The organism is uncultured Stenotrophomonas sp. (genome assembly GCF_963519925.1).
Lineage (GTDB): Bacteria > Pseudomonadota > Gammaproteobacteria > Xanthomonadales > Xanthomonadaceae > Stenotrophomonas > Stenotrophomonas maltophilia_AE.
Map to the genome: position 1 here is coordinate 1 of NZ_CAUQPH010000034.1, position 22,846 is coordinate 22,846.

Here is a 22,846-nt window from a genome sequence, read left to right on the forward strand (position 1 = left end):
TGCCACTGCAGACCGTGCTGCAGGGCTCTGCCAGCGTGGTGTTGGCCGGCCTGCAGCTGCCGGCGGACAGCGGGCGCCTGGACCTGCTGCTGGACTCCGTCCCCGGCGACCCGGGCGCCCGTCCGCAGGACGTGGCCTACGCACTGCCGTTCGACGCCAGGCGCTTCCAGGTCACCCAGGCGCCGCAGGGTCGGTTCAGCCACGACGACGCCGAAAACCGCGACGCGGTGGACTTCGCCCTTCCCGAAGGCACCCCCGTGCTGGCCGCCCGCGCCGGCAAGGTCATGCAGGTGCAGGGCAACTTCAGCGGCAATGGCCGCGACCCGGCCCGCGACCGCGAGCGCGCCAACTTCATCCGCGTGCTGCATGAGGACGGCAGCATGGCCGTGTACGCGCACCTGCGCGAAAACGGGGTCCTGGTGCGCAGCGGGCAGCGGGTCGAGGCCGGGCAGCGCATCGGCGTATCCGGCAATACCGGCTTCAGCACCGCCCCGCACCTGCACTTCGTGGTGCAGGCCAATGCCGGCATGCAGCTGCGCTCGGTCCCGGCGCGCATCGTGGCGCCCCAGGGCGAGCTGCATTTCGCCCGGGAACAGGCCGAGGGCGGCGACGCGGCCAGCCACTGACCCGCCCCGGCGGGCGGCCCGGTATACTGATGGGCTTATCTCTTTGAAAAGCGCCCCGGTCGGGCGCCTGCCGCCATGTCCGAAGTCGCTACCGAAGCTGCGCGCCGCCGCACCTTCGCCATCATTTCCCATCCTGACGCCGGGAAGACCACGCTGACCGAAAAGCTGCTGCTGTTCGGCGGTGCGATCCAGATGGCCGGCTCGGTCAAGGGCCGCAAGGCCGCCCGCCACGCCACCTCGGACTGGATGGCGCTGGAAAAGGAGCGCGGCATCTCGGTCACCTCGTCGGTGATGCAGTTCCCTTACGAGGGCAAGATCGTCAACCTGCTCGACACGCCGGGCCACGCCGACTTCGGCGAAGACACCTACCGCGTGCTGACCGCGGTCGACTCGGCGCTGATGGTCATCGACGTGGCCAAGGGCGTGGAAGAGCGCACCATCAAGTTGATGGAAGTGTGCCGCCTTCGCGACACCCCGATCATGACCTTCATCAACAAGCTCGACCGCGAAGGCAAGGAGCCCATCGACCTGCTCGATGAAGTGGAGAGCGTGCTCGGCATCCAGTGCGCGCCGGTGACCTGGCCGATCGGCATGGGCCAGCGCCTGAAGGGCGTGGTCCACCTGATTTCGGGCGAAGTGCACCTGTACGAGCAGGGCCGCAACTTCACCCGCCAGGATTCCACCATCTTCCCGTCCATCGACTCGCCCGGGCTGGCCGAGAAGATCGGCGAGCGCATGCTGGCCGACCTGCGCGACGAACTGGAACTGGTGCAGGGCGCCAGCCATGCCTTCGACGTGGACGCCTACCTGGCCGGCAAGCAGACCCCGGTGTTCTTCGGCTCCGGCGTGAACAACTTCGGCGTGCAGCCGCTGCTGGACTTCTTCGTCGAGCATGCGCCCTCACCGCAGCCGCGTGCAACCACCGGCCGGGTGATCGCCCCGCAGGAGAACAAGCTGACCGGCTTCGTGTTCAAGATCCAGGCCAACATGGACCCGCAGCACCGCGACCGGGTCGCGTTCATGCGGGTCTGCTCGGGCCGCTTCGCCGCCGGCATGAAGACCTTCCACGTCCGCACCGGCAAGGAAATGAAGCTGGCCAACGCGCTGACCTTCATGGCCAGCGATCGTGAAATCGCCGCCGAAGCGTGGCCGGGCGATGTGATCGGCATCCACAACCACGGCACCATTTCCATCGGCGACACCTTCACCGAAGGCGAAGCGGTGAGCTTCACCGGCATTCCCAACTTCGCCCCGGAACTGTTCCGTCGCGCCCGCCTGCGCGACCCGCTCAAGCTGAAGCAGCTGCAGAAGGGCCTGGCCCAGTTGTCCGAAGAAGGCGCGACCCAGTTCTTCCGCCCGCTGATGAGCAATGACCTGATCCTGGGCGCGGTCGGCGTGCTGCAGTTCGACGTCGCCGCGTACCGGCTGAAGGACGAATACGGCGTGGAAGCGGTGTTCGAGCCGGTCAGCGTCAGCACCGCCCGCTGGGTGACCTGCAGCGACGAAAAGAAGCTGGAGGAGTTCCGCGAAAAGAACGCCAACAACCTCAGCATCGATGCCGCCGGCCACCTGGTGTACCTGGCCCCGACCCGGGTCAACCTACAGCTGGCGCAGGAACGTGCACCGGACGTCCGCTTCGCCGCCACCCGCGAGGCGGCGCACAGCATTTCGGTCGGCTGACCGGCGCAATCGCGATGGCGCGTGCACGCGCGCGCCATCGCGGCGATGATAGGGCGCAAGCGGGTCCCCCTCCCCGTGCCTCGATCATCGCCATGACCTCTGTTGCGTCCGTACGTGAAGAAATCGCCAGCGCCCTCACCCACGGCCTCGGCGCGGTGGCTGCGCTGGCCGGCAGCGCGGTACTGATCACCCTCGCCGCCATCTACGGCGATGCCTGGCAGCTTGCCAGCGCCATCGTGTTCGGCGTCGCCCTGCTGCTGCTCTACACCGCCTCCACCCTGTACCACGCCATCCAGCACCCGATCGCCAAGGGTCGCCTGAAGGTCTTCGACCACTGCGCGATCTACCTGCTGATCGCCGGCACCTACACCCCGTTCACCCTGATCGGCCTGCGCGGCCCGTGGGGCTGGGGCATGTTCATCGCGATCTGGACCCTGGCCCTGGCGGGGGTCATCTTCAAACTGTTCTTCACCGGCCGCTTCAAGCTGCTCTCCACCGCGATCTACATCGCCATGGGCTGGATGGTGCTGGTGGCGATCAAGCCGATGTGGTCCTCCATCGACGGCTGGACCCTGGGCTGGCTGTTCGCCGGCGGCCTGTCGTACACGCTGGGCACCTACTTCTACCACCGCGAATCGATCCGGTACTCCCACGCCATCTGGCACCTGTTCGTGATCGGCGGCAGTGTCTGTCACTTCGTAGCAGTCACATCACAGGTGCTGTGACTGCTACGAAGTGACTGCCCAATCCTGCTGCGCAGGATCGGCCCCCCGGGCATGTCTCGCGCCCCTTTAACAAAGGGGGCTTGCACGTGCTGGATTACCTCCTCGCTGACGCGACTGTTACGTCTGCTTCGCGTTACCTGCACGATGGACGGGCAAGGATGGTGGAGTGAATACCTTTACCGATCCTGCGCCCACCGCCCCATCCTCCCGCCCGCGCTGGCGCATGCGCCGGCCTGGCAAGCGCGGTCAGCGCTGGCTGGCGGTGCTGGTGTTCCTGGTTGCCCTGATCCTGCTGGTGATCGCACTGTGGGACTGGAACTGGTTCAAAGGCCCCGTCGAACGGGCCGTCCAGGCCAAGACCGGGCGTGAATTCCATATCGGCGGCAACCTCGATGTCGACCTCGGCCACACTCTTACCGTGCGTGCCGATCGCCTCACCTTCGCCAACGCCGAATGGTCCAGGACCCCGCGCATGGCCAGCGCCGACCGCGCCGAAATCGACCTGCGCGCGTGGCCCCTACTGCGCGGCCAGATCCGCATTCCCGAGATACGCCTCACCCGTCCCGACCTCCTGCTCGAAACCGCCCCCGGCAAGGACCAGCCTGGCAACTGGGACTTCCTCGGCCCCAGCGATGGCGATCCACCGGTCCTGCAACGCCTGCTGGTCGACGACGGTCGGCTCAAATTCCTCGATGCCGCCGGCAGGACCGACATCCTCGTATCGCTCAACAGCGGCAAGCCGCGCAGTGCCGACAGCGCCCCGCCGCTGCTGGTCAGCGGCAAAGGGCGTTGGCAGGGCAACCCCTTCACCCTCGACGGCAACACCGAATCGCCGCTGGAACTGACCAACAGCGACCACCCGTTCCGCATCCACCTCGACGGCCGCGCCGGCGCCACCCGCGCCATCGCCAGCGGCACCCTCACCAACCCGTTCGCCCTGCGCACCTTCGACCTGGACTTCGCCCTGAGCGGCCAGGACATGGAAGACCTCTATCCCCTGATCGGCCTGGCCATTCCATCCACGCCCCCGTACCGACTCAAGGGCAGGCTGAAGCGCAACAACGACACCTGGCGCTACGAGAACTTCACCGGCGTCGCCGGCGACAGCGATCTGGGCGGTACCGCGCAGATCGAAACAGGCCGCGACCGCCCCTTCCTGAAAGCCGACCTCGTTTCCAAGCGCCTGGACTTCGACGACCTGGCCGGCTTCATCGGCGCCCCGCCCAAGACCGGTGCAGGCGAAACCGCCAACGCCGAACAGAAGGCCGAAGCCGCAGCCTTGGCCGCCAAAGCCCGGATCCTGCCCGACACCCCCTACAACCTGACCAAACTGCGCGCCATGGACGCCGACGTGAAGTGGAAGGCACAACGCATCAACGCGCCTTCCCTGCCCTTGGACGACATGGACGCCCACCTCAAGCTCGATGACGGCCTGCTGCGCCTGGAGCCGCTCAACTTCGGCGTCGCGGGTGGCGATATCCGCAGCACCATCCGCATGGACGCACGCAAACCGACCATCGCCATCCAGCTCAAGGCGAGCATCCGCAAAGTGCAGCTGGGCGGCCTGTTCCCCGACGCCAAGCTGGCCGAACAGGCATCCGGCGGCATCAGCGGCGAAATCGACCTGAGCGGCACCGGCAACTCCATCGCCGCCATGCTCGGCAGCTCCGACGGCAACGTCGCCATCGGCATGGGTCGTGGTCACATCGGCAACCTGATCATGGAACTGGCCAGCCTCGACGTCGCCGAATCGCTGAAGTTCCTGTTCACCGGCGACAGACAGATCCCCCTGCGCTGCGCCTGGGGCGACTTCGGCGTGCAGCGCGGCCTGATGACCTCCCAGCAGCTCGCCTTCGACACCACCGACACCCTGCTGCTGGGCGAAGGCACCATCGACCTCAAACAGGAACAACTCGACCTGCTGCTGCGCCCGCGCCCCAAGGACATCAGCATCCTCGCCCTGCGCTCCCCGCTGCGCATCGGCGGCACCTTCAAGGACCCCTCGTTCCGTCCGGATTTCAAAGCCCTGGGCATCCGCGGCGCAATTGCAGTGGCGTTGGGCACGATCACCCCGCCAGCCGCGTTGCTGGCCACCATCGAGACCGGTCCAGGCGAAGATTCCAATTGCGGCGGACGGTACGCGAAGTAGCAGAGGGCCGCGCACGAACAAAGGTCAACGGCCCTCGCCGACAATGGTCATGCGTTACCGTGCCGATCAAGTGGGTCGGCGGTCGTCTGGCGACCGACCCTACCGCGGCATGAGAGCCAGGGCGGCGTACTGCTTTTCCCAACCGCACACGACCTTGTAGGGGGGGCGGCCGCCGGGTAGCCCCCGGAGGGACGCTAGAAAACATGGATGTTTTCTTGCAGCCTACAGGGACGTACTTGCGGCGTGTCCCGGAGCGGGGCTGCCCGGCGGCCGCCCCAGCACGTAGCAATGAATAGCTGCTCTTCAGCAGTAGGCAGTAAGCAGCAGACTCAACCCGCCACGATGTACTGCTGCAACTGATCCAGCTTCTGCGCCTGCTCGTCGATCACCGACTTGACCAGATCGCCGATGGAGATCACACCGATCACGCCGCTGCCGTCCACCACGGGCAAGTGGCGGATGCGGTAATCAGTCACCAGCTGCAGGCAATGTTCAACCTGTTCGGACGGCGCTACCGTCACCACCTTCGCCGTCATGATCTCGCTCACCCGCGTGGTCCGCGAAGAGCGCTCGTGCAACACGATCTTGCGCGCGTAATCGCGCTCGGACAGGATCCCGACCAGATCGCCGCCCTCCATCACCACGACCGCACCGATGCTCTTCTCGGCCATCAGCCGGATCGCATCGATCACCGCCGATTCCGGACCTACCGCGAATACCTCAGGGGACTTGCCTTCCAACAGCTGTCGTACCGTGGTCATCTCGCTGCCCTCCACCGATGGGATGCACCGCCGAGTCTGCCACGAACGGTGCATGCCAGGTGTCAACCAGATACAACGGCCGCTGCTTCGACTCCTCGTACAACCGGCCCAGGTATTCACCGATCAGCCCCAGCGCGATCAACTGCACCCCGCCCAGGAACAGGATCACCGCCATCATCGTCGGATACCCCGCCACCCGGTCCCCGTAGAGCGCCGCCTTCACCACCACCCACGCCCCGAACACGAACGCAACACTGGCCGTCAACAGCCCCAGGTAAGTCGCCGCCCGCAGCGGTACCGTCGAAAAACTCGTGATGCCCTCCAGCGCGAAGTTCCACAACCTCCAGAACCCGAACTTCGTATCGCCCACCATCCGCGCATGCCGGTGGTATGGCAGCGCCTTGCGCCGGAACCCCACCCAACCGAACAGCCCCTTCATGAACCGGTGCCGCTCACGCAGCTGGCCCAGCGCCTCCAGCGCACGCGGCGACAACAGCCGGAAATCGCCCGTATCGGCCGGAATCGGCGTTTTCGACAGACGACCGATCACCCGGTAGAACGCCGACGACGTACTCCGCTTCAGCCACGTTTCCCCGTCGCGCTCCTGCCGCGTCCCATAGATGTTGTCGTATCCCTGCCGCCACAGCGCCACGAACTCGGGAATCAGCTCCGGCGGATCCTGCCCATCCGCATCCAGGATCATCGCCGCCCCGCCCTCGACCTGGTCCAGCCCCGCCGTCAGCGCCGCCTCCTTGCCGAAATTGCGCGACAGCCGCAACACCCCCACGCTGTCGTCGTCCGCCGCCAGCGCCTGCATCACCTGCCACGTCGCATCCGTGCTGCCGTCGTCCACGTACACGATCCGGCCCTCGATGCCCTCCAGCCCGTCCAGCACCGCGCGCAGCCGCGGATGCAGCAGCGGCAGCGCCAGCGCCTCGTTGTGTGCCGCGATGACCAGGGTAAGGCGTTCATTGCGCATGGCTGCTCAATCCTCCTGCAGGTAGGCATCGCCTCCCAGCTGCCGGGCCTGGCGCTGGATCCAGTTTGCCCGACGCTGCACGTAGGGCCCCGGTCGCGCCGCATTGTAGCGGCGCGGCGCCGGCAGTACCGCCGCCAGTTTCGCGCTCTCCGCCGGCGTCAGGCGCGCCGCGTCCTTGTTCCAGAACCGGCGCGACGCCGCCTGCGCACCGTAGATCCCATCGCCGAATTCCGCGATGTTCGCGTACATCTCCAGGATCCTCGGCTTCGGCCACAGCGCCTCGATCAACACCGTGTACCAGACCTCCAGCCCCTTGCGAACCCAACTCCGGCCCTGCCAGAGGAACAGGTTCTTCGCCACCTGCTGGCTGATCGTACTGGCCCCGCGCAGCCGCCCGCCGCGCGCATTGTGGTCGCGCGCCTTTTCAATCGCCTTCAGATCGAAGCCGTTGTGCTGCGGGAAGCGCTGGTCCTCCGCCGCCACCAGCGAAATCGGCAGGCTCGGCGCCATCTGGTCCAGGTCGCGCCACTGGTAATGCAGCCGGAACCCCCAGTCGCCCTGGCCCAGCGCCTCGCCGTACCGCCACAGCATCACCGTCGACAACGGCGGATCGACGAAGCGCAGTATCCCCACCTGCAGCACGCTCCCGGCCACGAACAGCACCGGCAGCCACAGCAGGTACTTCCAGCGCCAGCGGCGCCGACGCGACGGTTCCCGGCCCGGTCCGGCCTTGTTGTTGCTGCGCTCTGCCCCCATTACTGGTGCATCCTCTGCTTGCACGGTGGTCGGCGCATTATCCGGCAACCGGCCCCCATTACTTAAGCGCAGCCCCTTACCCGATGACCGCCCATACCGATTCCCTCGTCCGCTTCCTGCTTCCCGACGCCGGCGTGCGCGGCGTGCATGTCCACCTCGACGCCGCCTGGCAGGAAATCCTCTCCCACGGCCCCTATCCGCCCGCCGCCGCCGAACTGCTCGGCGAAGCCTGCGTCGCCTCGGCCCTGTTCACCGGCCACACCAAGGTCGACGGCCGGCTTTCGGTCCAGCTGCGCAGCGGCACCGCCCTGCGTACCCTGTTCGCCGAATGCACCGCCGCCGGCACCCTGCGCGGCATCGTCCAGCTGTCCGGCGAGGGCGACGCCCCGCGCGACCTGACCCGCCTCGGCGACGACGCCCTGCTGGCCATCACCATCGAAAACCCCGGGCTGGACCCGCGCGAACCGCAGCGTTACCAGAGCCTGGTCGGCCTGGATGCCGCCGCCCTGGACGAAGCGTTCGAAGACTACTTCCGCCAGTCCGAGCAGCTGCCGACCCGCCTGCTGCTGGCCTGCGACGGCACCCGTGCCGCCGGCCTGCTGCTGCAGAAGCTGCCCGGCGACGAGGGCGACACCGACGGCTGGACCCGCGCCAGCGCCCTGTTCGACACCCTCGGCAAGCAGGAACTGCTGGACGTCGCCGCCGACACCCTGTTGCACCGCCTGTTCCATGAAGAGCAGCCGGAGCTGCTGGGCGGGCACCCGCTGCGCTTCGCCTGCTCCTGCTCGCGCGAGCGGGTCGAGGCCATGCTGCAGTCGCTGGGCGAGGACGAAGCCCGCGCCGCCGCCGAACCCACTGGCGCCGTTGAGATCCGTTGCGAATTCTGCGGACGGGAGTATCACTTTCCGTTGACGGAATTCGACATACTGTTCCACGACGCCGCCGCTTCGGTACCGGCGCCTGAACGGCTTCAGTAACTGCCTGGATGAGCAGGGTGCCGGTGGCACCACCGCACGAGTTTTGTTCTGGGGAGAACCAAGACTTGTTAAGAAATCATAAACACCCTAGGATCAGTGTCCCGCTTCGGCGGGAACTTGTGCTCAACGCTGCTGTCTGAGAGTTCCCATGCGCTCCCTTCTGCGTCTACCGCTGGCCCTGATGATCGCCCTCGCCGCGATCCCGGGCGCGCATGCGCAGTCCAAGGCACGCCAGGACAGCACCGTCATCCCGGTGTGGAACAAGGGCAGTGGCAAGGTCGAAGCCCTGCTGTACCTGGAACCCACCGGCGAACAGGCCGCGGGCGCACGCTGGCATTTCGGGCGCAGCTCGCTGGACGCCGCGTTCGGCCTGTCCTCGGGCGACTCGCTGGGCCTGCTCTGCAACAGCAGCCGGGGCACCAGCATCAGCGGCCTGGCCAGTCATTGCATGCTGGCCAGCCTGGGCGACGATGACGACAACGGCCTGAGCCGTCGGGTGACCGGTACCGCCGCCTTCAACCGCCCCGGCGGTCGGCTCGGGATTACCGCCGGCACCGGCAAGGACACCCTGCCAGCCTGGCTGGCCGGCCCGAACAAGTCGCCGGCACTGCGCGCCGAACAGAACGACCTGACCGTGTTCGGCCAGAAGAACATCGGCCGCGAAGGCTTCGTGTCCATTGGTGGCACCTATGCCAAGGCCCGGCTGGTGCCGCTGTCCGACGTTTCCCCGGCGCTGGTGGACCGGTGGGACAGCAAGAGCCTCACCCTGGGTGCGGGCTACGGCAATTTCAGCGGCAACATCATCGGCCGCGTGGTCGATGTGCCCGGCCAGCCCGGCAAATGGGAAGGCCTGGGCGTCGGCCTGACCTGGCGCACCCCGTGGAGCGGCCAGCTCACGGTCGGCGCCGAAAACGTGGTCACCCGGGGCAAGAACCCGTTCGCCCCGCGCAACGAGAGCACCGACGAAGGCACCGTGCCCTACGTCCGCTACGAACAGGACCTGTAACCGCCCGCGCCTTGTCGCAGGCCGGACCCGAAAAGGCGCGCCCATGGCGCGCCTTTGTCGTTCCTGCGTCCCTGAAACACATCCACCTGATACAGAACGTGACAAATCAACTGCAACTATTTTGCTAACATTTTTTTAACAATTGACCATCCAGCTGTTTGCGACAGCGCCAGACGCTTGATCCACAAGGACTTTGCCGAATTTCACACAGATCACAGACTTCATTAACGCTACTTTAATTCTTGCGGACTGGCAGTTACTATCGAGTCAGCCTTCTGGTCTTTGGTGCTCTTGTTGGCACCGCCTGAGGCAAACACCCCAGTGAATACCCAAGATTCCCTTGGAGAGAGAGAGCAATGAACTTTAAGTCCAACAAGCTGCGTGACGCAGTGGTCGTTGCGCTGGTCGTAGCGGCCAGCAGCGCCACCGCGCAGGCCCAGGAAGCTACCGACAACACCACGAACCTGGACCGCATCTCGGTCACCGGTTCGCGCATCCGCCAGGTCGACACGGAAACCGCCCAGCCGGTTCTGACCATCAGCCGCGCCCAGATCGAACAACAGGGCTTCAAGTCGGTCGCCGACATCCTGCAGAACATCCCGGCCGCGGGCTCTCCGGCCATCAGCCGTACCTCTCCGCTGAGCTCGGGTGAAGCGGTCGGTGGTTACTACATCGACCTGCGCAACCTCGGTGCCAACCGCACCCTGATCCTGGTCGACGGTCGCCGCCTCGGCATCACCAACGACGGCCTGCAGGACGTTGCCTCGATTCCCTCGGCCATGGTCGAGCGCATCGAAATCCTGAAGGACGGCGCTTCCACCATCTACGGCTCCGACGCCATTGCCGGCGTGATCAACATCATCACCCGCAAGGACTTCGAAGGTGCCGAAGCCAACGTCTACCTGGGCCAGTGGGACCAGGGCGATGGCCAGCGCCAGAACTTCGACTTCATCATGGGCTTCCGCGGCGAGCGCGGCTCGCTGACCGCCGGTGTCGAATACACCGACGAAGATCCGGTGTGGGCGAAGGACCGCTGGTTCTCGCGTGACCGCTTCCCGACCGGCGAGAAGAGCGCTGCGCGCCCGGGCGGCCTTTCGGGCACCACCCAGTGGGGCCGATTCGTCTATAACGGCGGCACCTACACCCTGCGTCGCGACGTGCCGGGCTTGGACGTGACCGACTTCGGGAGCTTCCGCCCCACCAACGGCACCGATACCTCCAACCCGGCGCTGGCTTCGACCGTGTACAGCGGCATCAAGCGCAAGTCGGCGTTCTTGAACGGCTCGTTCGAATTCACCGACAACGTGCGGTTCGACACCAGCGTGATGTACACCGACCGCGACTCGTTCGCACAGAATGCGGGTTACCCGTTCGCCAGCGCGAACTTCGACCTGAGCTCGGGCGGCCTGTCCGCCGACAGCGTCTTCAACCCGGTCGACACCGACGTACAGTACGTGCGCCGTGGTTGGGAAGTGCCGCGTGAAGTGTTCAACAGCCTGACCACCACCCGCTTCACCGGCGTGTTCAGCGGCGCCATCCAGACCGGCGAGCGCTACTGGGACTGGGAAGCAGGCTACCTGTACAACCAGAACAAGGGCACCCAGATCAGCACGGGTAACCTGAACACCTACGCCGTGGGCCAGGCCACCGGCCCGTCGTTCATCAACGGCGACGGCCTCGCGCAGTGCGGTACCGCAGCCAACCCGATTCCGTTGGGCAGTGGCCCCGGAGCCTGCACCCCGTGGAACCCGCTGATTCCGTTCGGCTACAACTCGCCGAACGGCCTGGACGATCCGAACGTGCAGGCCTACCTGTACCAGCCGGGCCAGGCACTGTCGCGCACCACCACCAAGAACTATTTCGCCAACATCTCCGGGGCGATCCTGACCCTGCCGGGCGGCGATCTGGGCGTGTCGGTGGGCGTGGAGCGTCGTGAGGAAAGCGGCTCGTTCTCGCCGGACGCCCTGGCGCAGACCGGCATCTCCACCGATCTGGCCGCCGGCCCGACCGCTGGCGGTTACAACCTGAACGAAGTCTACGCCGAGTTCCTGGTGCCGATCCTGGCCGACGTGACCTTCGCCCGCGAGCTGAGCATCACCGCGGCAACCCGTTATTCGGATTACGACACCTTCGGCGACACCCTCAACAGCAAGTTCGGCCTGAAGTGGAAGCCGATCGACTCGCTGCTGATCCGCGGCACCTGGTCGGAAGGCTTCCGTGCTCCGACCGTGGCCGATCTGTACGGCGGCCTGTCGCAGACCTTCGAGGACTACACCGATCCGTGCGACACCGTGTACGGTCCGGCCGCTGGCAATGCCCGCTGCCTGCAGGACGTGCCGGCCGGCTTCCGCCAGCTCAACGCCTCGGGCACGGCCCCGTCGCCGGGTCCGGGTGAACAGACCAACGTGCCGTTCGTCACCGGTTCGACCCCGACCCTGACTCCGGAAACCTCCGAGTCCAAGACCCTCGGCTTCGTCTGGAGCCCGGAGTTCATCGAAGGCTTCAACACCTCGCTGGACTGGTGGAACATCCGCATCGACAACACCATCGTTGCCGATACCCCGACCGACAAGCTCAATGACTGCTACCTGCGTGGCATCGAGTCGCGTTGCGAAGGCTTCACCCGTAACGCCGCGGGCAACATCACCGCGCTGGACTTCGGCCTGCGCAACGCCGGTTACGTGGAAACCGAAGGCTTCGATTGGGATATCAACTATCGCTTCGAAACCGGCTTCGGCAACTTCACCACCTCGATCCAGAGCAGCTACGTCACCAAGAACGAGATCAAGCAGGACAACTCGGACAACCCGCCGAGCCAGCAGAACGGGTTTGGCGGCAACTTCCGCCTGCGCTCGAATGCCACGATCAATTGGCAGAAGGATGACCTGTCGATCACCTGGACCGCGCGTTACTACTCGGGCACCAAGGAAGAGTGCTTCTTCGACGAGCGCTGCACCCTGCCGGATTACGCCGCGCCGGATACCGCGGGCCAGATCCTGTCGCAGAACGAGCTGGGTTCCAACACGTTCCACGACCTGCAGGTCGCCTACAACCTGCCGTGGAATGCGACGGTGGCCGTCGGTGCCAACAATGTGTTCGACCATTGGGCCGCTCCGGCCTACGCGCAGCCGAATTCGGGCTACTCGTACTACGGTGGCTTCGACATCGGTCGCTTCGTGTACATGAAGTACCAGCAGAAGTTCTGATCGCTCCACTGATCGGTACCTGATGCAGCAACGGCCCCGAAAGGGGCCGTTGTCTTTTCCGCGTTGCGGCACGTGCAGCGTGCCTTCATGCATGCACAAAAAAAGCCGCTTTCGCGGCTTTTTTCGTGCATGCGGGCGGCGCTCATCCGATCGGGATCAAGGTCTCGATCACATGCTCAACGTAGGCCTCGAAGTCCTCGCGCGCCGGCTTGGGCTGCTGCAGCTGCAGCGACAGCTGCAGGAAGCCCACGTATGCCGCATAGGCCAGGCGCGCGCGATGCTGCGCGTCCGTGCGGCTCAACCCGGCCTGGCGGAACGAGGCCACCAGGTACTCCAGGCGGCGATGCGACACACGGTCGATGACCGGACGCACCATCGGGTGGTCCAGGGCCTTGAGCAGTTCGCTGTAGATGATGTGCGGCTGCACTTCGTGCGCCACCACCTGGAACAGCTGGCGCAGGCGCGCGCGCGGATCGGGCACGTCTTCCAGGCTGCCGAATACCTGTTCCTGTTCGAACAGTTCCCAGCGCTCCAGCGCCGCCTGCAGCAGCGCATCGCGCGAGGGGAAGTGCCAGTAGAAACTGCCCTTGGTCACCCCCAGCCGCCGCGCCAGCGGCTCCACCGCCACGGCACCGACACCTTGTTCAGCGATGAGATCCAGGGCGGCCTGGGCCCAGTCTTCCGCGCTCAGGCGGCTGTTGCGGCCGGCACGCGGCTCGCCGGCGGTAGCTTCAGGTTCATTCATGCTGATGATTTAACCATACGCCGGGGTCGGTTTGTGTGGAATTGATCAGCCCACCATACCTACCGGTATTGACACGCCCAGAGGCAGGTCCATACTAGCCGGTATGGTAACGCCTACCCTCCACCTGACCGCCGCCCACGACACCGTGCTGGCTGCCACCCGCAGCGACCCCGGCCGCCGCGGCACCGTGCTGTTCGCCCACGGCTTCGGCCAGACCCGGCACGCCTGGACGAGCACGGCGCACGCACTGCAGGCCGCGGGCTACCAGACCCTGGCCTACGACGCGCGCGGCCATGGCGATTCGGACTGGAACCCGGCCACCCTGCCCTACCACGGCGAGCAGTTCGCCGATGACCTGATCGTGCTGGCCGGCGAACAGCCGCAGCCGCCGGTGCTGGTCGCCGCCTCGATGGGCGGGCTGTTCGGCCTGCTGGCCGAAGCGCGCTGGCCGGGCCTGTTTTCGGCGATGGTGCTGGTGGACATCACCCCGCGCTGGGACACGGCCGGGGTCGAAAAGATCCTGCAGTTCATGACCGCGCACCCGGAAGGGTTCGCGACGCTGGAACAGGCCGCCGATGTGATCTCGGCTTACATGCCGCACCGTCCACGCAAGTCAGAGGACGCGCTGCGTGCGCTGCTGCGCGAGGACGGCCACGGCCGCTGGCGCTGGCATTGGGATCCGCGCCTGGTCGCGGAACTGGCACGCGATAGCGAACAGCACCAGGACGCGCTCGCCGAAGCAGCGCGCCAGGTCAAATGCCCGGTGCTGCTGGTCAGCGGCGGACGCAGCACCCTGGTCACCCCGCAGACGGTGGCCGAATTCCTGGCGTTGGTGCCGCACGCACGCCACGTGCAGCTTCCGGAGGCCACCCACATGGTCGCCGGCGACGACAACAACGCCTTTACCGCTACTGTGTTGGACTATCTGGACGTGTTGCCCTCGGCCTCCGCCGTGGCACTGTCCGCCACAACCGAGCACGTCACCGGAGCACGCTCATGAGCTATGTCGTTCCCTTCCTCGCCATCCTGCTGGCAGGCGCCATCGTCGCCTACCATCGGATGCGACTGATCACCTGGACGCTGGCCAGCCTGGCGCTGCTGGCGGCCTGCTGGTTCATTCCCTGGGTCAACCAGACCGCCACGATCGTGGCAGCGGCGATCGTCGCCGTCATCGCCGTACCGCTGCTGCTGCCGTTCATCCGCAAGCCGCTGCTGACCGCGCCGATGATGAAGGTGTTCCGCAAGGTGCTGCCGCCGCTGTCGCAGACCGAGCGCATCGCCCTGGAAACCGGCTCGGTCGGTTTCGAAGGCGAGCTGTTCACCGGTGACCCGGACTGGAACAAGCTGCTCAACTATCCCAAGCCGCAGCTCACCGCTGAAGAACAGGCCTTCCTGGACGGCCCGGTGGAAGAACTGTGCGCGATGGTCAACGACTGGGAGATCACCCACGTCCATGCCGACCTGCCGCCGGAGCTGTGGGCCTTCATCAAGAAGAACAGGTTCTTCGGCATGATCATCCCGAAGGAATACGGCGGCCTGGGCTTCAGCGCGCTGGCCCACCACAAGGTGATCCAGAAGCTGGCGTCGGTGTCGAGCGTGGTCAGCTCCACCGTCGGCGTGCCCAATTCGCTGGGCCCGGGCGAACTGCTGGTGCATTACGGCACCCAGGAACAGAAGGACCAGTACCTGCCGCGCCTGGCCGACGGCCGCGAAGTGCCGTGCTTCGGCCTGACCGGTCCGTTCGCTGGTTCGGACGCGACCTCGATTCCGGATTACGGCATCGTCTGCAGGGGCGAGTGGAACGGCGAGCAGGTGCTCGGCGTCAGGCTGACCTTCGACAAGCGCTACATCACCCTGGCCCCGGTCGCGACGCTGATCGGCATGGCCTTCCGCATGTACGACCCGGACGGGCTGATCGGCCCGACCCGCGACATCGGCATCACTCTGGGCCTGCTGCCGCGCGACACCGCCGGCGTTGAAATCGGCCGCCGTCACTTCCCGCTGAACTCGACCTTCCAGAACGGTCCGATCCGCGGCAAGGACGTGTTCATTCCGCTCACCCAGCTGATCGGCGGTGCCGAGAAGGCCGGCAAGGGCTGGAACATGCTCAACGAGTGCCTGGCCGTGGGCCGCTCGATCACCCTGCCCTCCACCGCCAGCGGCGGTGCCAAGGCCGGGGCGGTGGTCACCGGTGCCTATGCGCGCATCCGCAAGCAGTTCGGCCTGTCGGTCGGCCGCTTCGAGGGCGTGGAAGAGGCGCTGGCCCGCATCGGCGGCAAGGCCTATGCGATCAGCGCGCTGTGCCAGGCCACTGCGGCTGCGGTGGATCGCGGCGACGTGCCGTCGGTGCCGTCGGCCATCGCCAAGTACCACTGCACCACCATGAGCCGTGAAGTGATCTCGGACGTGATGGACGTGATCGGCGGCAAGGGCATCATCCTGGGGCCGCGCAACTTCGCCGGCCGCAGCTGGCAGGCCGCGCCGATCGCGATCACGGTGGAAGGCGCGAACATCATGACCCGCAGCCTGCTGATCTTCGGCCAGGGTGCGATCCTCTGCCACCCGTGGGTGCTGCAGGAAATGAAGGCGGCGCAGGATCCGGACACCAAGGCCGGCCTGCAGTCCTTCGACCGCAGCCTGTTCGGGCACATCCGCTTCGGCATTTCCAACGCGGTGCGTTCGTTCTGGCTGGGCCTGACCGGTGCGCGCTTCGGCGCGGCCCCGGGCGATGCCTACACCCGCCGCTACTTCCGCAAGCTGGACCGGTATTCGGCCAACCTGGCGCTGATGGCGGACATCTCGATGATGACGCTGGGCGGCAAGCTGAAGTTCAAGGAATCGCTGTCCGGCCGCCTGGGCGACGTGCTGAGCCATGTGTACATGACCAGCGCGATGCTCAAGCGTTACCACGACGAAGGTGCACCGGTGGCCGACCAGCCGCTGCTGGCCTGGGCGTTCCATGACAGCGTGCACAAGATCGAGGAGTCGCTGTCGGCGGCGCTGCGCAACTTCCCGATCCGTCCGATCGGCTGGCTGATGTGGCTGCTGATCTTCCCGTTCGGCCGTCGTGCCGAGGCCCCGGGCGACCGCCTGGGCCACCGCGTGGCGGCGCTGCTGATGGCGCCGAACGAGGCCCGCGACCGCCTGGCCAGCGGGGTGTTCCTGACCCCGTGCGAGAACAACCCGGGTGGCCGCATCAACAGCTACCTGTCCAAGGCGATCATGGCCGAGCCGGTGGAGCGCAAGTTCCTCAAGGCGCTCAAGACCAAGGGCATCGAAGCGCTGGACTTCAACGCCCAGCTGGACGAGGCCGTGGCCGAGGGCGTGATCACCCAGGACGAGCGCACGCTGCTGGAAGAGCTGCGCACGCTGACCATGGATACGATCACGGTGGACGATTTCGAGCCGCATGAACTGCGTTCGGCCAGCTACTACGACCGCGAACGCAAGGACGCGCAGTCGCAGGAAGCGGCATAACGCCAGCCTCGATGGACCTCAAAACGGCGGACTTCGGTCCGCCGTTTTTCATTGCCCCTTGCCGTTTTTCCAGGAGACTTCCTGATGTCCGCGCCCCTCTTGACCCTCTACCGCCGCATGCAGCGCTGGCCGGCCGGCCAATGGCTGTTCTCGCGCGCGGTCTGCTTCAAGGCGCCCTACTTCGCCAGCATCGCGCCGCGCATCACCGTGCTCGAACCGGGCCGCTGCGAAGGCCGCATCGCGCACCGGCGCCGGGTCACCAACCACATCGGCACCGTCCACGCCATCGCGCTGTGCAACCTGGCCGAGCTCACCGCCGGCCTGATGGTCGATGCCTCGCTGCCCAAGGGCATGCGCTGGATCCCCAAGGGCATGGAGGTGAAGTACCTGGCCAAGGCGACCGGCACGCAGCATGCGGTCGCCACGCCTGCGCAGGCGATTGTCAGTGCCGAAGCGGGCTATGCGCTGCCGGTGAACGTGCAGGTGCGTGATAGCGCCGGAACGGTGGTGTTCGAAGCGCGGATTGATATGTGGGTGTCGCCGGTCAAGCGCGGCTGACTTTGTGCGCGAAGAGCGGCGTTTCGGTTGATACCTGCTGGGGCGGCCGTCGGGCAGCCCCGATGGTGGGTCGTGTGCGGATGGAAAAACCAGGCACGCGCGGCGTGTCCCGAGGCGGTGCTCTCCTGCGGTAGGGTCGGTTCCCAAACGACCGCCCACGATGCCAACCCGCCCGGTAACGCATGAAAATCGAGCGGAGAACGCCGTTGCCGTCAAGGCAGCCGGGCAGAGCCCGGCTCTACGGGATTGCGTGCGACGGCGGTTATGCCGGCACGAACTGCCAGGCGATGACCGCGAGGATGGCCGGGAGGGCCTGGATGATGAAGATCCGCTTGTTGACGCTGTAGGCACCGTACACGCCCGCCACGATCACGCAGCCCAGCATGAAGTTCACCAGCATCGGCAGGTGGTCGAACAGGCCCCAGAACAGGCCCGCCGCCAGGAAGCCGTTGTAGAGGCCCTGGTTGGCCGCCAGCACGCGGGTGAGCTCCGCCTTCTCCGGCGTGTTGCGGAACGTCTTCAGGCCCAGCGGGCGCGTCCACAGGAACATTTCCAGCACCAGGAAGTACACGTGCAACAGCGCGACCACCAGGGTCAGGATTACCGCGGTCCAGTACATGCGCACACCTCGAACAAGTTGGAAACAGCTTACTCCGGCCGCTCGGCCGGCAGCTTCTTTTCTTCGCGCAGCAGCCCGAACGCCGCCATCGTCATGATCCCCGCCACCACCAGGCCGCCCGCGAACACCGCCCGCGAACCGAACAGCGACAGTCCCTTGTGCACCCACGCGAAGGTCAGGTCACCGGCCCGGTACACCACCGTGTCGATCGCCGCACCCGCCTTGTAGCGCCATTGCCGGTCCACCCGGGTGAAGATCGTCTCGCGGGCCGGCTTGGCCAGCGAGAACTCGCTGGCGCGCGTCAGCACCTGCACGATCGCCACCATCACCGGCAGCGGCGACGCCGCCAGCGCCGAAAAGCCGGCGATGATCGCAAAGCCCGGAATCAGCAGCGCTGGCGCGATCCCGAAGCGCGACAGCAGCCAGCGCGTTACCCCCAACTGCAGCACCAGCGTCAGCGCATTGATCGCCAGGTCGATCCGCGAATAGAACGCCGTACTTGCCGCCGGGTCCGTGTACAGGCGCCGCACGATCGACGCCTGCTCGTTGTACAGCAGCGTCCCGATCCCCACCCCGAACACCACCATCAGCGCCAGCCAGCGCAGCAGCGGCTCGCGCGCGATCAGTTTCAGCCCGTCCAGCACGCCCCCGCCCATCGGCGTTTCACCCGACACCAGCTGCTGCTCCCGCTCGCGCGCCACCGCCCACAGCCGCAGCCGCCAGATGCAGAACAGGCAGATGCACAGGAACCCCGCCGACACCAGCATCAGGTTGGCGATCCCTACCCGCTGCACCAGCGTCGAGGTGAGCGTCGGCCCGAGGAACGCCCCGATCGTCCCCGCCGCGCCGATATAGCCGTAGAACGCCCGCGCCTGCACGTTGGAGAACACGTCCGCCATGAAGCTCCAGAACACCGCCACCGCGAACAGGTTGAACACCGCCGCCCAGAAGAAGAACAGCATGCCCCGGCCCGGTACCCCGCTGTCGAACAGCACGTAGAAGCCCAGCAGCGTCGCGATGAAGAAGCCGTATACCAGCGGCAGGAACACCCGCCGCGGATAGCGGCTCACCAGCGCCCCGTACAGCGGCTGCAGCACCACCATGATCACGAACACACCGGTGAACAGCACCTGCAGCACGAAGTCCTGCAGCGCGATCCCGCGCCCCGCGAACCAGCCGATCAGGGCCGGCGGGAACACCGCCTGCAGGTCGGCCGACGCCGCCATCGCCTCGCGTACCGGGCGCAGCACGTAGTAGCCGCTGAGCAGGCAGAAGAAGTACACGCAGGCCCACAGCAGCGGCGGCGACTGGCGCAGCGCCGCGCGCAGGCCGGTCGGCGCGGTCGGGGATGCGGTGGTCATGGCGTGGGCAATCCGGGCGAGGAAGCGCGCACGGTAAACGATGCACCGCAACATCGCCAGTGCGGCCCGGCGCGGCAACGACTGCCTTATGCTGGACCGATCACCGTTGGGGAACGGACATGTACGACTACATCATCGTCGGCGCCGGATCGGCTGGCTGCGTGCTGGCCAACCGGCTCAGCGACGACCCGCACTGCCGCGTGCTGCTGCTCGAAGCCGGCCCGCGCGACCGCAACCCCTTCATCCACATGCCGGCCGGCCTGGCCCGGCTGGTCAACAACCGCCGCATCAACTGGAACCTGTACACCGAACCGCAACCCGCCCTGGACGGGCGCCGCCTGTGGTGGCCGCGCGGCAAGGTGCTCGGTGGCTCCAGCGCCATCAACGCCATGTGCTACATCCGCGGCGTGCCCGCCGACTACGACCGCTGGGCCGCCGCGGGTGCCACCGGCTGGGACTGGTCGCAGGTGCTGCCCTGGTTCCTGCACGGCGAAGCCAACAGCCGCGGCGCCAGCGCCTTCCACGGCGATGCCGGCCCGCTGTCGGTGTCCGACCTGCGCCACCACAATCCGCTTTCCGACACCTTCGTCGACGCCGCGGTCGAAGCCGGCCACCCGCGCAACAATGACTTCAACGGCGCCGACCAGCGCGGCGCCGGCCTGTACCAGGTCACCCAGCGCGACGGCGCGCGCTGCTCCAGCGCCACCGCCTATCTGCGGCCCGCGCGCGCGCGCCGCAACCTCACCGTGCTGACCGGCGCACGCGCGCGCATGCTGAGCTTCCGCGGCGAAACGGCCACCGGCGTGTACTACCATCATCGCGGCGCGCATCAGCATGCCCACGCCGCGCGCGAGGTCATCCTGAGCGCCGGCGCGGTGCATTCCCCGCACCTGTTGCTGCTGTCCGGGATCGGCCCGCAGCGGCAGCTGCGCGCACACGGCATCAGCACCCGCCTCGACCTGCCCGGCGTCGGCGGCAACCTGCAGGACCACCTGGACATCTGCACCCTGGTGCACACCCATCCCGGGATCAGCTACGACCGCAGCAACCAGGCCCGGATAGCGTTCGACTACTTCCTGCGCAGTCGCCGCGGCGCCGGTACCAGCAACATCGCCGAAGCCGGCGGCTTCGCCCGCTCGCCGCTGGCCCGCGACGCCGGTGCCGACGTGCAGTTCCACTTCGTGCCCGCCATGCTCGACGACCACGGCCGCCACCGCCTGCCCGGCGACGGTTACACCCTGCACGCCTGTGCGCTGCACCCGCGCAGCCGGGGGCGCATCCAGCTGCGCGATGCCGACCCCCGTTCGCCGCCGCGGATCGAGCCCAACTACCTTGGCGACGCCGAGGGCCACGACATGGCGATGATGAAGCACTGCGTGCACATGTCCCGGCACATCCTCGGCCAGCCCGCATTCGACCGCTGGCGCGGCGCGCCGATCTTCCCCACCCGCGCCGACCTGGACGACGCCGCGCTGGAGGCCTTCATCCGCGCCAAGGCCGAGACCATCTACCACCCGGTCGGCACCTGCGCGATCGGCCAGCACGCCGATGCCGTGGTCGACCCGCAGCTGCGCGTGCACGGCGCGCGCGGCCTGCGCGTCGTCGATGCCTCGGTCATGCCGACCCTGGTCAGCGGCAATACCAACGCCCCGACCCTGATGATCGCCGAGCGCGCCGCAGCGTGGCTGCGCGCTACCTGAACAGGCCCTCACATGGTCCGCTCCCCTCCCTGCAAAAACCGGGCCTTTTCAATGCGATACGCATTCATCTTCGCTTCGTTTGTGCAATCACGAAAAGCGGCGCTAGAATCGGCCCACGCAGCGCGCACAGGTCCCCACACGATGAATCAGAACAGCAGGCGCCGACCGATCCGTTCGGCGGCAACCGGGTTGTTGGGCATGCTGATGCCCATCGCCATGTCGTCCACCGCCCAGACTCCCGCGTTCCCGGTCAACATCGAGAACAGCGCCGCGCCTGCCATCGCGCACACCCAGCCTGCGGCCTACCGCGCCACCTCGACCAACCCCAAGGTGCTGCCGCCGGCCGCCGGGTTCAACGTGGCCAACATCGAAGCGATGGCGCAGCAGCTCACCTACGGCGAACGCGTGCCCGGCATGGCCGTGGCGATCGTGCAGGGCGGCCGCGTGCTCAGCGCGCGCGGCTATGGCGTCACCGACGTCAACAACCCGCAGATGGTCGACGCCCACACCGTGTTCCGCCTGGCCTCGCTGTCGAAGGCGTTCGCCGGCACCATGGCCGGGCTGCTGGTCAACGACGGCACCCTGCGCTGGGACAGCAAGGTCACCGACTACGTGCCCGGCTTCCAGCTCAACAGCCCCGAGGCGACCGAGCGGCTGACCGTAGCCGACGTGCTCAGCCACCGCGTTGGCCTGCCGTACAACGCCTACGACCGCGACGTGGAAGCCAACGCCGAGTACTACACGCTCACCCACAAGCTGGCCTCGACCTCGCTCAAGTGCCTGCCGGGCGACTGCTACGCGTACCAGAACGTAGCCTTCAGCCTGATCGGCGACGTGGTCTACGCGGCCTCTGGCAGCTTCTATGAGCAGTCGGTGGAACGTCGCCTGTTCAAACCGCTGGGCATGGACGACGCCAGCATGGGCCTGGCCGGCATCCAGGCCAGCTCGCGCTGGGCACGCCCGCACGTGCGCAGCCGCAACGGCTGGGTGTCGCTGAGCCCGAAGCCCACCTACTACCGCCTTGCGCCTGCGGCCGGCGTCAACGCCAGCGCCGCGGACATGGCGCAGTGGCTGCTGGCGCACACCGGGCACCGCCCCGACGTGCTGCCTGCGCCGTTGCTGGCCACCCTGCATTCCACCTTGGTCAACACGCCGGGCGAGATGCGTTCGGGCTGGCGACGCGAGCGCCTGCACTCGGCCGGCTACGCGCTGGGCTGGCGCAACTTCGATTACGCCGGGCATGAAGTGGTCTTCCACGCCGGCGCCGTGCAGGGCTACCGTGGCCTGGTGGCGCTGGTGCCGGAGCGCGACCTCGGCATCGCGATCATGTGGAACGGCGAAAGCAGCCTGCCCAGCGGCCTGCTGCCCACCGTGCTCGACGCGGCGATGGGCCTGCCCGCGCAGCGCTGGCTGGACGTGGATACCGACTTCGGCAGCGACAACCTGATGACCGAGGACAGCAGCCCGGGCAAGCGGAAGGGCGTGTCGTCTGATCGGGCGGTGGCTTCGCCGCGGTAAGCG

18 protein-coding genes are annotated in these 22,846 nt (G+C 66.9%); 12 read left to right on the forward strand and 6 right to left on the reverse strand.

Annotated elements, in window-relative coordinates:
- The 4 genes from RWO33_RS08625 to RWO33_RS08640 form a co-directional block, all read left to right on the forward strand.
- Positions 1-626: M23 family metallopeptidase (locus RWO33_RS08625; RefSeq protein ID WP_314104284.1), on the forward strand; the 626-nt coding region annotated here is incomplete at its 5' end.
- A gap of 75 nt (positions 627-701) precedes the next feature.
- Positions 702-2,306 carry a peptide chain release factor 3 gene (locus RWO33_RS08630; RefSeq protein WP_314104286.1) on the forward strand — a complete coding sequence of 535 codons (1,605 nt, stop codon included), beginning with the start codon at positions 702-704 and terminating at the stop codon, positions 2,304-2,306.
- Between the two features lie 86 nt (positions 2,307-2,392).
- Positions 2,393-3,031, forward strand: a complete 639-nt coding sequence (locus RWO33_RS08635; RefSeq protein WP_186308932.1) for a hemolysin III family protein — start codon at positions 2,393-2,395, stop codon at positions 3,029-3,031.
- A 223-nt stretch (positions 3,032-3,254) separates the two neighbouring features.
- Positions 3,255-5,180 carry an AsmA family protein gene (locus RWO33_RS08640; protein WP_314104344.1) on the forward strand — a complete coding sequence of 642 codons (1,926 nt, stop codon included), beginning with the start codon at positions 3,255-3,257 and terminating at the stop codon, positions 5,178-5,180.
- 329 nt (positions 5,181-5,509) lie between these two features.
- On the opposite strand, the gene RWO33_RS08645 is transcribed toward RWO33_RS08640, so the two are convergent.
- Genes RWO33_RS08645 through mtgA form a run of 3 tightly spaced genes read right to left on the reverse strand, consistent with a single transcriptional unit; the run spans position 5,510 to position 7,676 of the window.
- Positions 5,510-5,941 carry a CBS domain-containing protein gene (locus RWO33_RS08645; RefSeq protein WP_145479543.1) on the reverse strand — a complete coding sequence of 144 codons (432 nt, stop codon included), beginning with the start codon at positions 5,939-5,941 and terminating at the stop codon, positions 5,510-5,512.
- The gene (locus RWO33_RS08650; RefSeq protein WP_314104289.1) at positions 5,901-6,920 is read right to left on the reverse strand and encodes a glycosyltransferase family 2 protein; all 1,020 of its coding nucleotides are present in this window, start codon (positions 6,918-6,920) and stop codon (positions 5,901-5,903) included. The genes RWO33_RS08645 and RWO33_RS08650 overlap by 41 nt, the downstream gene beginning before the upstream one ends.
- A 6-nt stretch (positions 6,921-6,926) precedes the next feature.
- A complete protein-coding gene (mtgA, locus tag RWO33_RS08655) occupies positions 6,927-7,676 on the reverse strand; it encodes a monofunctional biosynthetic peptidoglycan transglycosylase (RefSeq protein WP_314104291.1) in 750 nt (249 codons plus the stop codon).
- Positions 7,677-7,759: 83 nt separating this feature from the next.
- Between mtgA and RWO33_RS08660 the strand changes: the two genes are divergently transcribed.
- The 3 genes from RWO33_RS08660 (at position 7,760) to RWO33_RS08670 (ending at position 12,865) form a co-directional block, all read left to right on the forward strand.
- Positions 7,760-8,653 carry an Hsp33 family molecular chaperone HslO gene (locus RWO33_RS08660; RefSeq protein WP_314104293.1) on the forward strand — a complete coding sequence of 298 codons (894 nt, stop codon included), beginning with the start codon at positions 7,760-7,762 and terminating at the stop codon, positions 8,651-8,653.
- A 181-nt stretch (positions 8,654-8,834) separates the two neighbouring features.
- A complete protein-coding gene (locus tag RWO33_RS08665) occupies positions 8,835-9,659 on the forward strand; it encodes a hypothetical protein (RefSeq protein WP_186308931.1) in 825 nt (274 codons plus the stop codon).
- 356 nt (positions 9,660-10,015) lie between these two features.
- Positions 10,016-12,865: a TonB-dependent receptor gene (locus RWO33_RS08670; protein WP_314104295.1), complete on the forward strand. Its 2,850-nt coding sequence runs from the start codon at positions 10,016-10,018 to the stop codon at positions 12,863-12,865.
- 142 nt (positions 12,866-13,007) lie between these two features.
- Here RWO33_RS08670 and RWO33_RS08675 read toward each other — a convergent pair whose 3' ends face one another.
- Positions 13,008-13,610, reverse strand: coding sequence for a TetR/AcrR family transcriptional regulator (locus RWO33_RS08675; protein ID WP_070209681.1), 603 nt, complete (start codon positions 13,608-13,610; stop codon positions 13,008-13,010).
- A gap of 103 nt (positions 13,611-13,713) precedes the next feature.
- Here RWO33_RS08675 and RWO33_RS08680 point away from each other — a divergent pair, with 103 nt between their 5' ends.
- From RWO33_RS08680 to RWO33_RS08690, 3 genes are all read left to right on the forward strand, one after another.
- A complete protein-coding gene (locus RWO33_RS08680) occupies positions 13,714-14,610 on the forward strand; it encodes an alpha/beta hydrolase (RefSeq protein WP_314104298.1) in 897 nt (298 codons plus the stop codon).
- Positions 14,607-17,087, forward strand: coding sequence for an acyl-CoA dehydrogenase (locus RWO33_RS08685; protein ID WP_314104300.1), 2,481 nt, complete (start codon positions 14,607-14,609; stop codon positions 17,085-17,087). Before RWO33_RS08680 ends, RWO33_RS08685 begins: the two co-directional genes overlap by 4 nt.
- An 84-nt stretch (positions 17,088-17,171) precedes the next feature.
- Positions 17,172-17,645, forward strand: a complete 474-nt coding sequence (locus tag RWO33_RS08690) for a hotdog fold domain-containing protein (protein ID WP_314104303.1) — start codon at positions 17,172-17,174, stop codon at positions 17,643-17,645.
- A 262-nt stretch (positions 17,646-17,907) separates the two neighbouring features.
- On the opposite strand, the gene RWO33_RS08695 is transcribed toward RWO33_RS08690, so the two are convergent.
- Both RWO33_RS08695 and RWO33_RS08700 read right to left on the reverse strand, forming a co-directional pair.
- Positions 17,908-18,264 (reverse strand): DUF1304 domain-containing protein, encoded by a 357-nt coding sequence (locus RWO33_RS08695; protein WP_314104306.1) that lies wholly within the window; start codon positions 18,262-18,264, stop codon positions 17,908-17,910.
- 29 nt (positions 18,265-18,293) lie between these two features.
- On the reverse strand, positions 18,294-19,625 hold the full coding sequence (locus RWO33_RS08700) for an MFS transporter (protein WP_314104308.1): 1,332 nt from the start codon (positions 19,623-19,625) through the stop codon (positions 18,294-18,296).
- 119 nt (positions 19,626-19,744) lie between these two features.
- Between RWO33_RS08700 and RWO33_RS08705 the strand changes: the two genes are divergently transcribed.
- Positions 19,745-21,325 carry a choline dehydrogenase gene (locus tag RWO33_RS08705; protein WP_314104311.1) on the forward strand — a complete coding sequence of 527 codons (1,581 nt, stop codon included), beginning with the start codon at positions 19,745-19,747 and terminating at the stop codon, positions 21,323-21,325.
- Positions 21,326-21,466: 141 nt separating this feature from the next.
- Positions 21,467-22,843 (forward strand): serine hydrolase domain-containing protein, encoded by a 1,377-nt coding sequence (locus tag RWO33_RS08710; protein WP_314104314.1) that lies wholly within the window; start codon positions 21,467-21,469, stop codon positions 22,841-22,843.
- The last annotated feature ends 3 nt before the right edge of the window (positions 22,844-22,846 follow it).

What these genes read in the sequence shown, in the direction of transcription:
- RWO33_RS08630 (WP_314104286.1), top strand. Translation starts at nt 702, where the DNA reads ATGTCCGAAGTCGCTACCGAAGCTGCGCGCCGCCGCACCTTCGCCATC.
- RWO33_RS08640 (WP_314104344.1), top strand. Translation starts at nt 3,255, where the DNA reads ATGCGCCGGCCTGGCAAGCGCGGTCAGCGCTGGCTGGCGGTGCTGGTG.
- RWO33_RS08645 (WP_145479543.1), bottom strand. Translation starts at nt 5,941, where the DNA reads ATGACCACGGTACGACAGCTGTTGGAAGGCAAGTCCCCTGAGGTATTC.
- RWO33_RS08650 (WP_314104289.1), bottom strand. Translation starts at nt 6,920, where the DNA reads ATGCGCAATGAACGCCTTACCCTGGTCATCGCGGCACACAACGAGGCG.
- mtgA (WP_314104291.1), bottom strand. Translation starts at nt 7,676, where the DNA reads ATGGGGGCAGAGCGCAGCAACAACAAGGCCGGACCGGGCCGGGAACCG.
- RWO33_RS08660 (WP_314104293.1), top strand. Translation starts at nt 7,760, where the DNA reads ATGACCGCCCATACCGATTCCCTCGTCCGCTTCCTGCTTCCCGACGCC.
- RWO33_RS08665 (WP_186308931.1), top strand. Translation starts at nt 8,835, where the DNA reads ATGATCGCCCTCGCCGCGATCCCGGGCGCGCATGCGCAGTCCAAGGCA.
- RWO33_RS08670 (WP_314104295.1), top strand. Translation starts at nt 10,016, where the DNA reads ATGAACTTTAAGTCCAACAAGCTGCGTGACGCAGTGGTCGTTGCGCTG.
- RWO33_RS08675 (WP_070209681.1), bottom strand. Translation starts at nt 13,610, where the DNA reads ATGAATGAACCTGAAGCTACCGCCGGCGAGCCGCGTGCCGGCCGCAAC.
- RWO33_RS08680 (WP_314104298.1), top strand. Translation starts at nt 13,714, where the DNA reads ATGGTAACGCCTACCCTCCACCTGACCGCCGCCCACGACACCGTGCTG.
- RWO33_RS08685 (WP_314104300.1), top strand. Translation starts at nt 14,607, where the DNA reads ATGAGCTATGTCGTTCCCTTCCTCGCCATCCTGCTGGCAGGCGCCATC.
- RWO33_RS08690 (WP_314104303.1), top strand. Translation starts at nt 17,172, where the DNA reads ATGTCCGCGCCCCTCTTGACCCTCTACCGCCGCATGCAGCGCTGGCCG.
- RWO33_RS08695 (WP_314104306.1), bottom strand. Translation starts at nt 18,264, where the DNA reads ATGTACTGGACCGCGGTAATCCTGACCCTGGTGGTCGCGCTGTTGCAC.
- RWO33_RS08700 (WP_314104308.1), bottom strand. Translation starts at nt 19,625, where the DNA reads ATGACCACCGCATCCCCGACCGCGCCGACCGGCCTGCGCGCGGCGCTG.
- RWO33_RS08705 (WP_314104311.1), top strand. Translation starts at nt 19,745, where the DNA reads ATGTACGACTACATCATCGTCGGCGCCGGATCGGCTGGCTGCGTGCTG.
- RWO33_RS08710 (WP_314104314.1), top strand. Translation starts at nt 21,467, where the DNA reads ATGAATCAGAACAGCAGGCGCCGACCGATCCGTTCGGCGGCAACCGGG.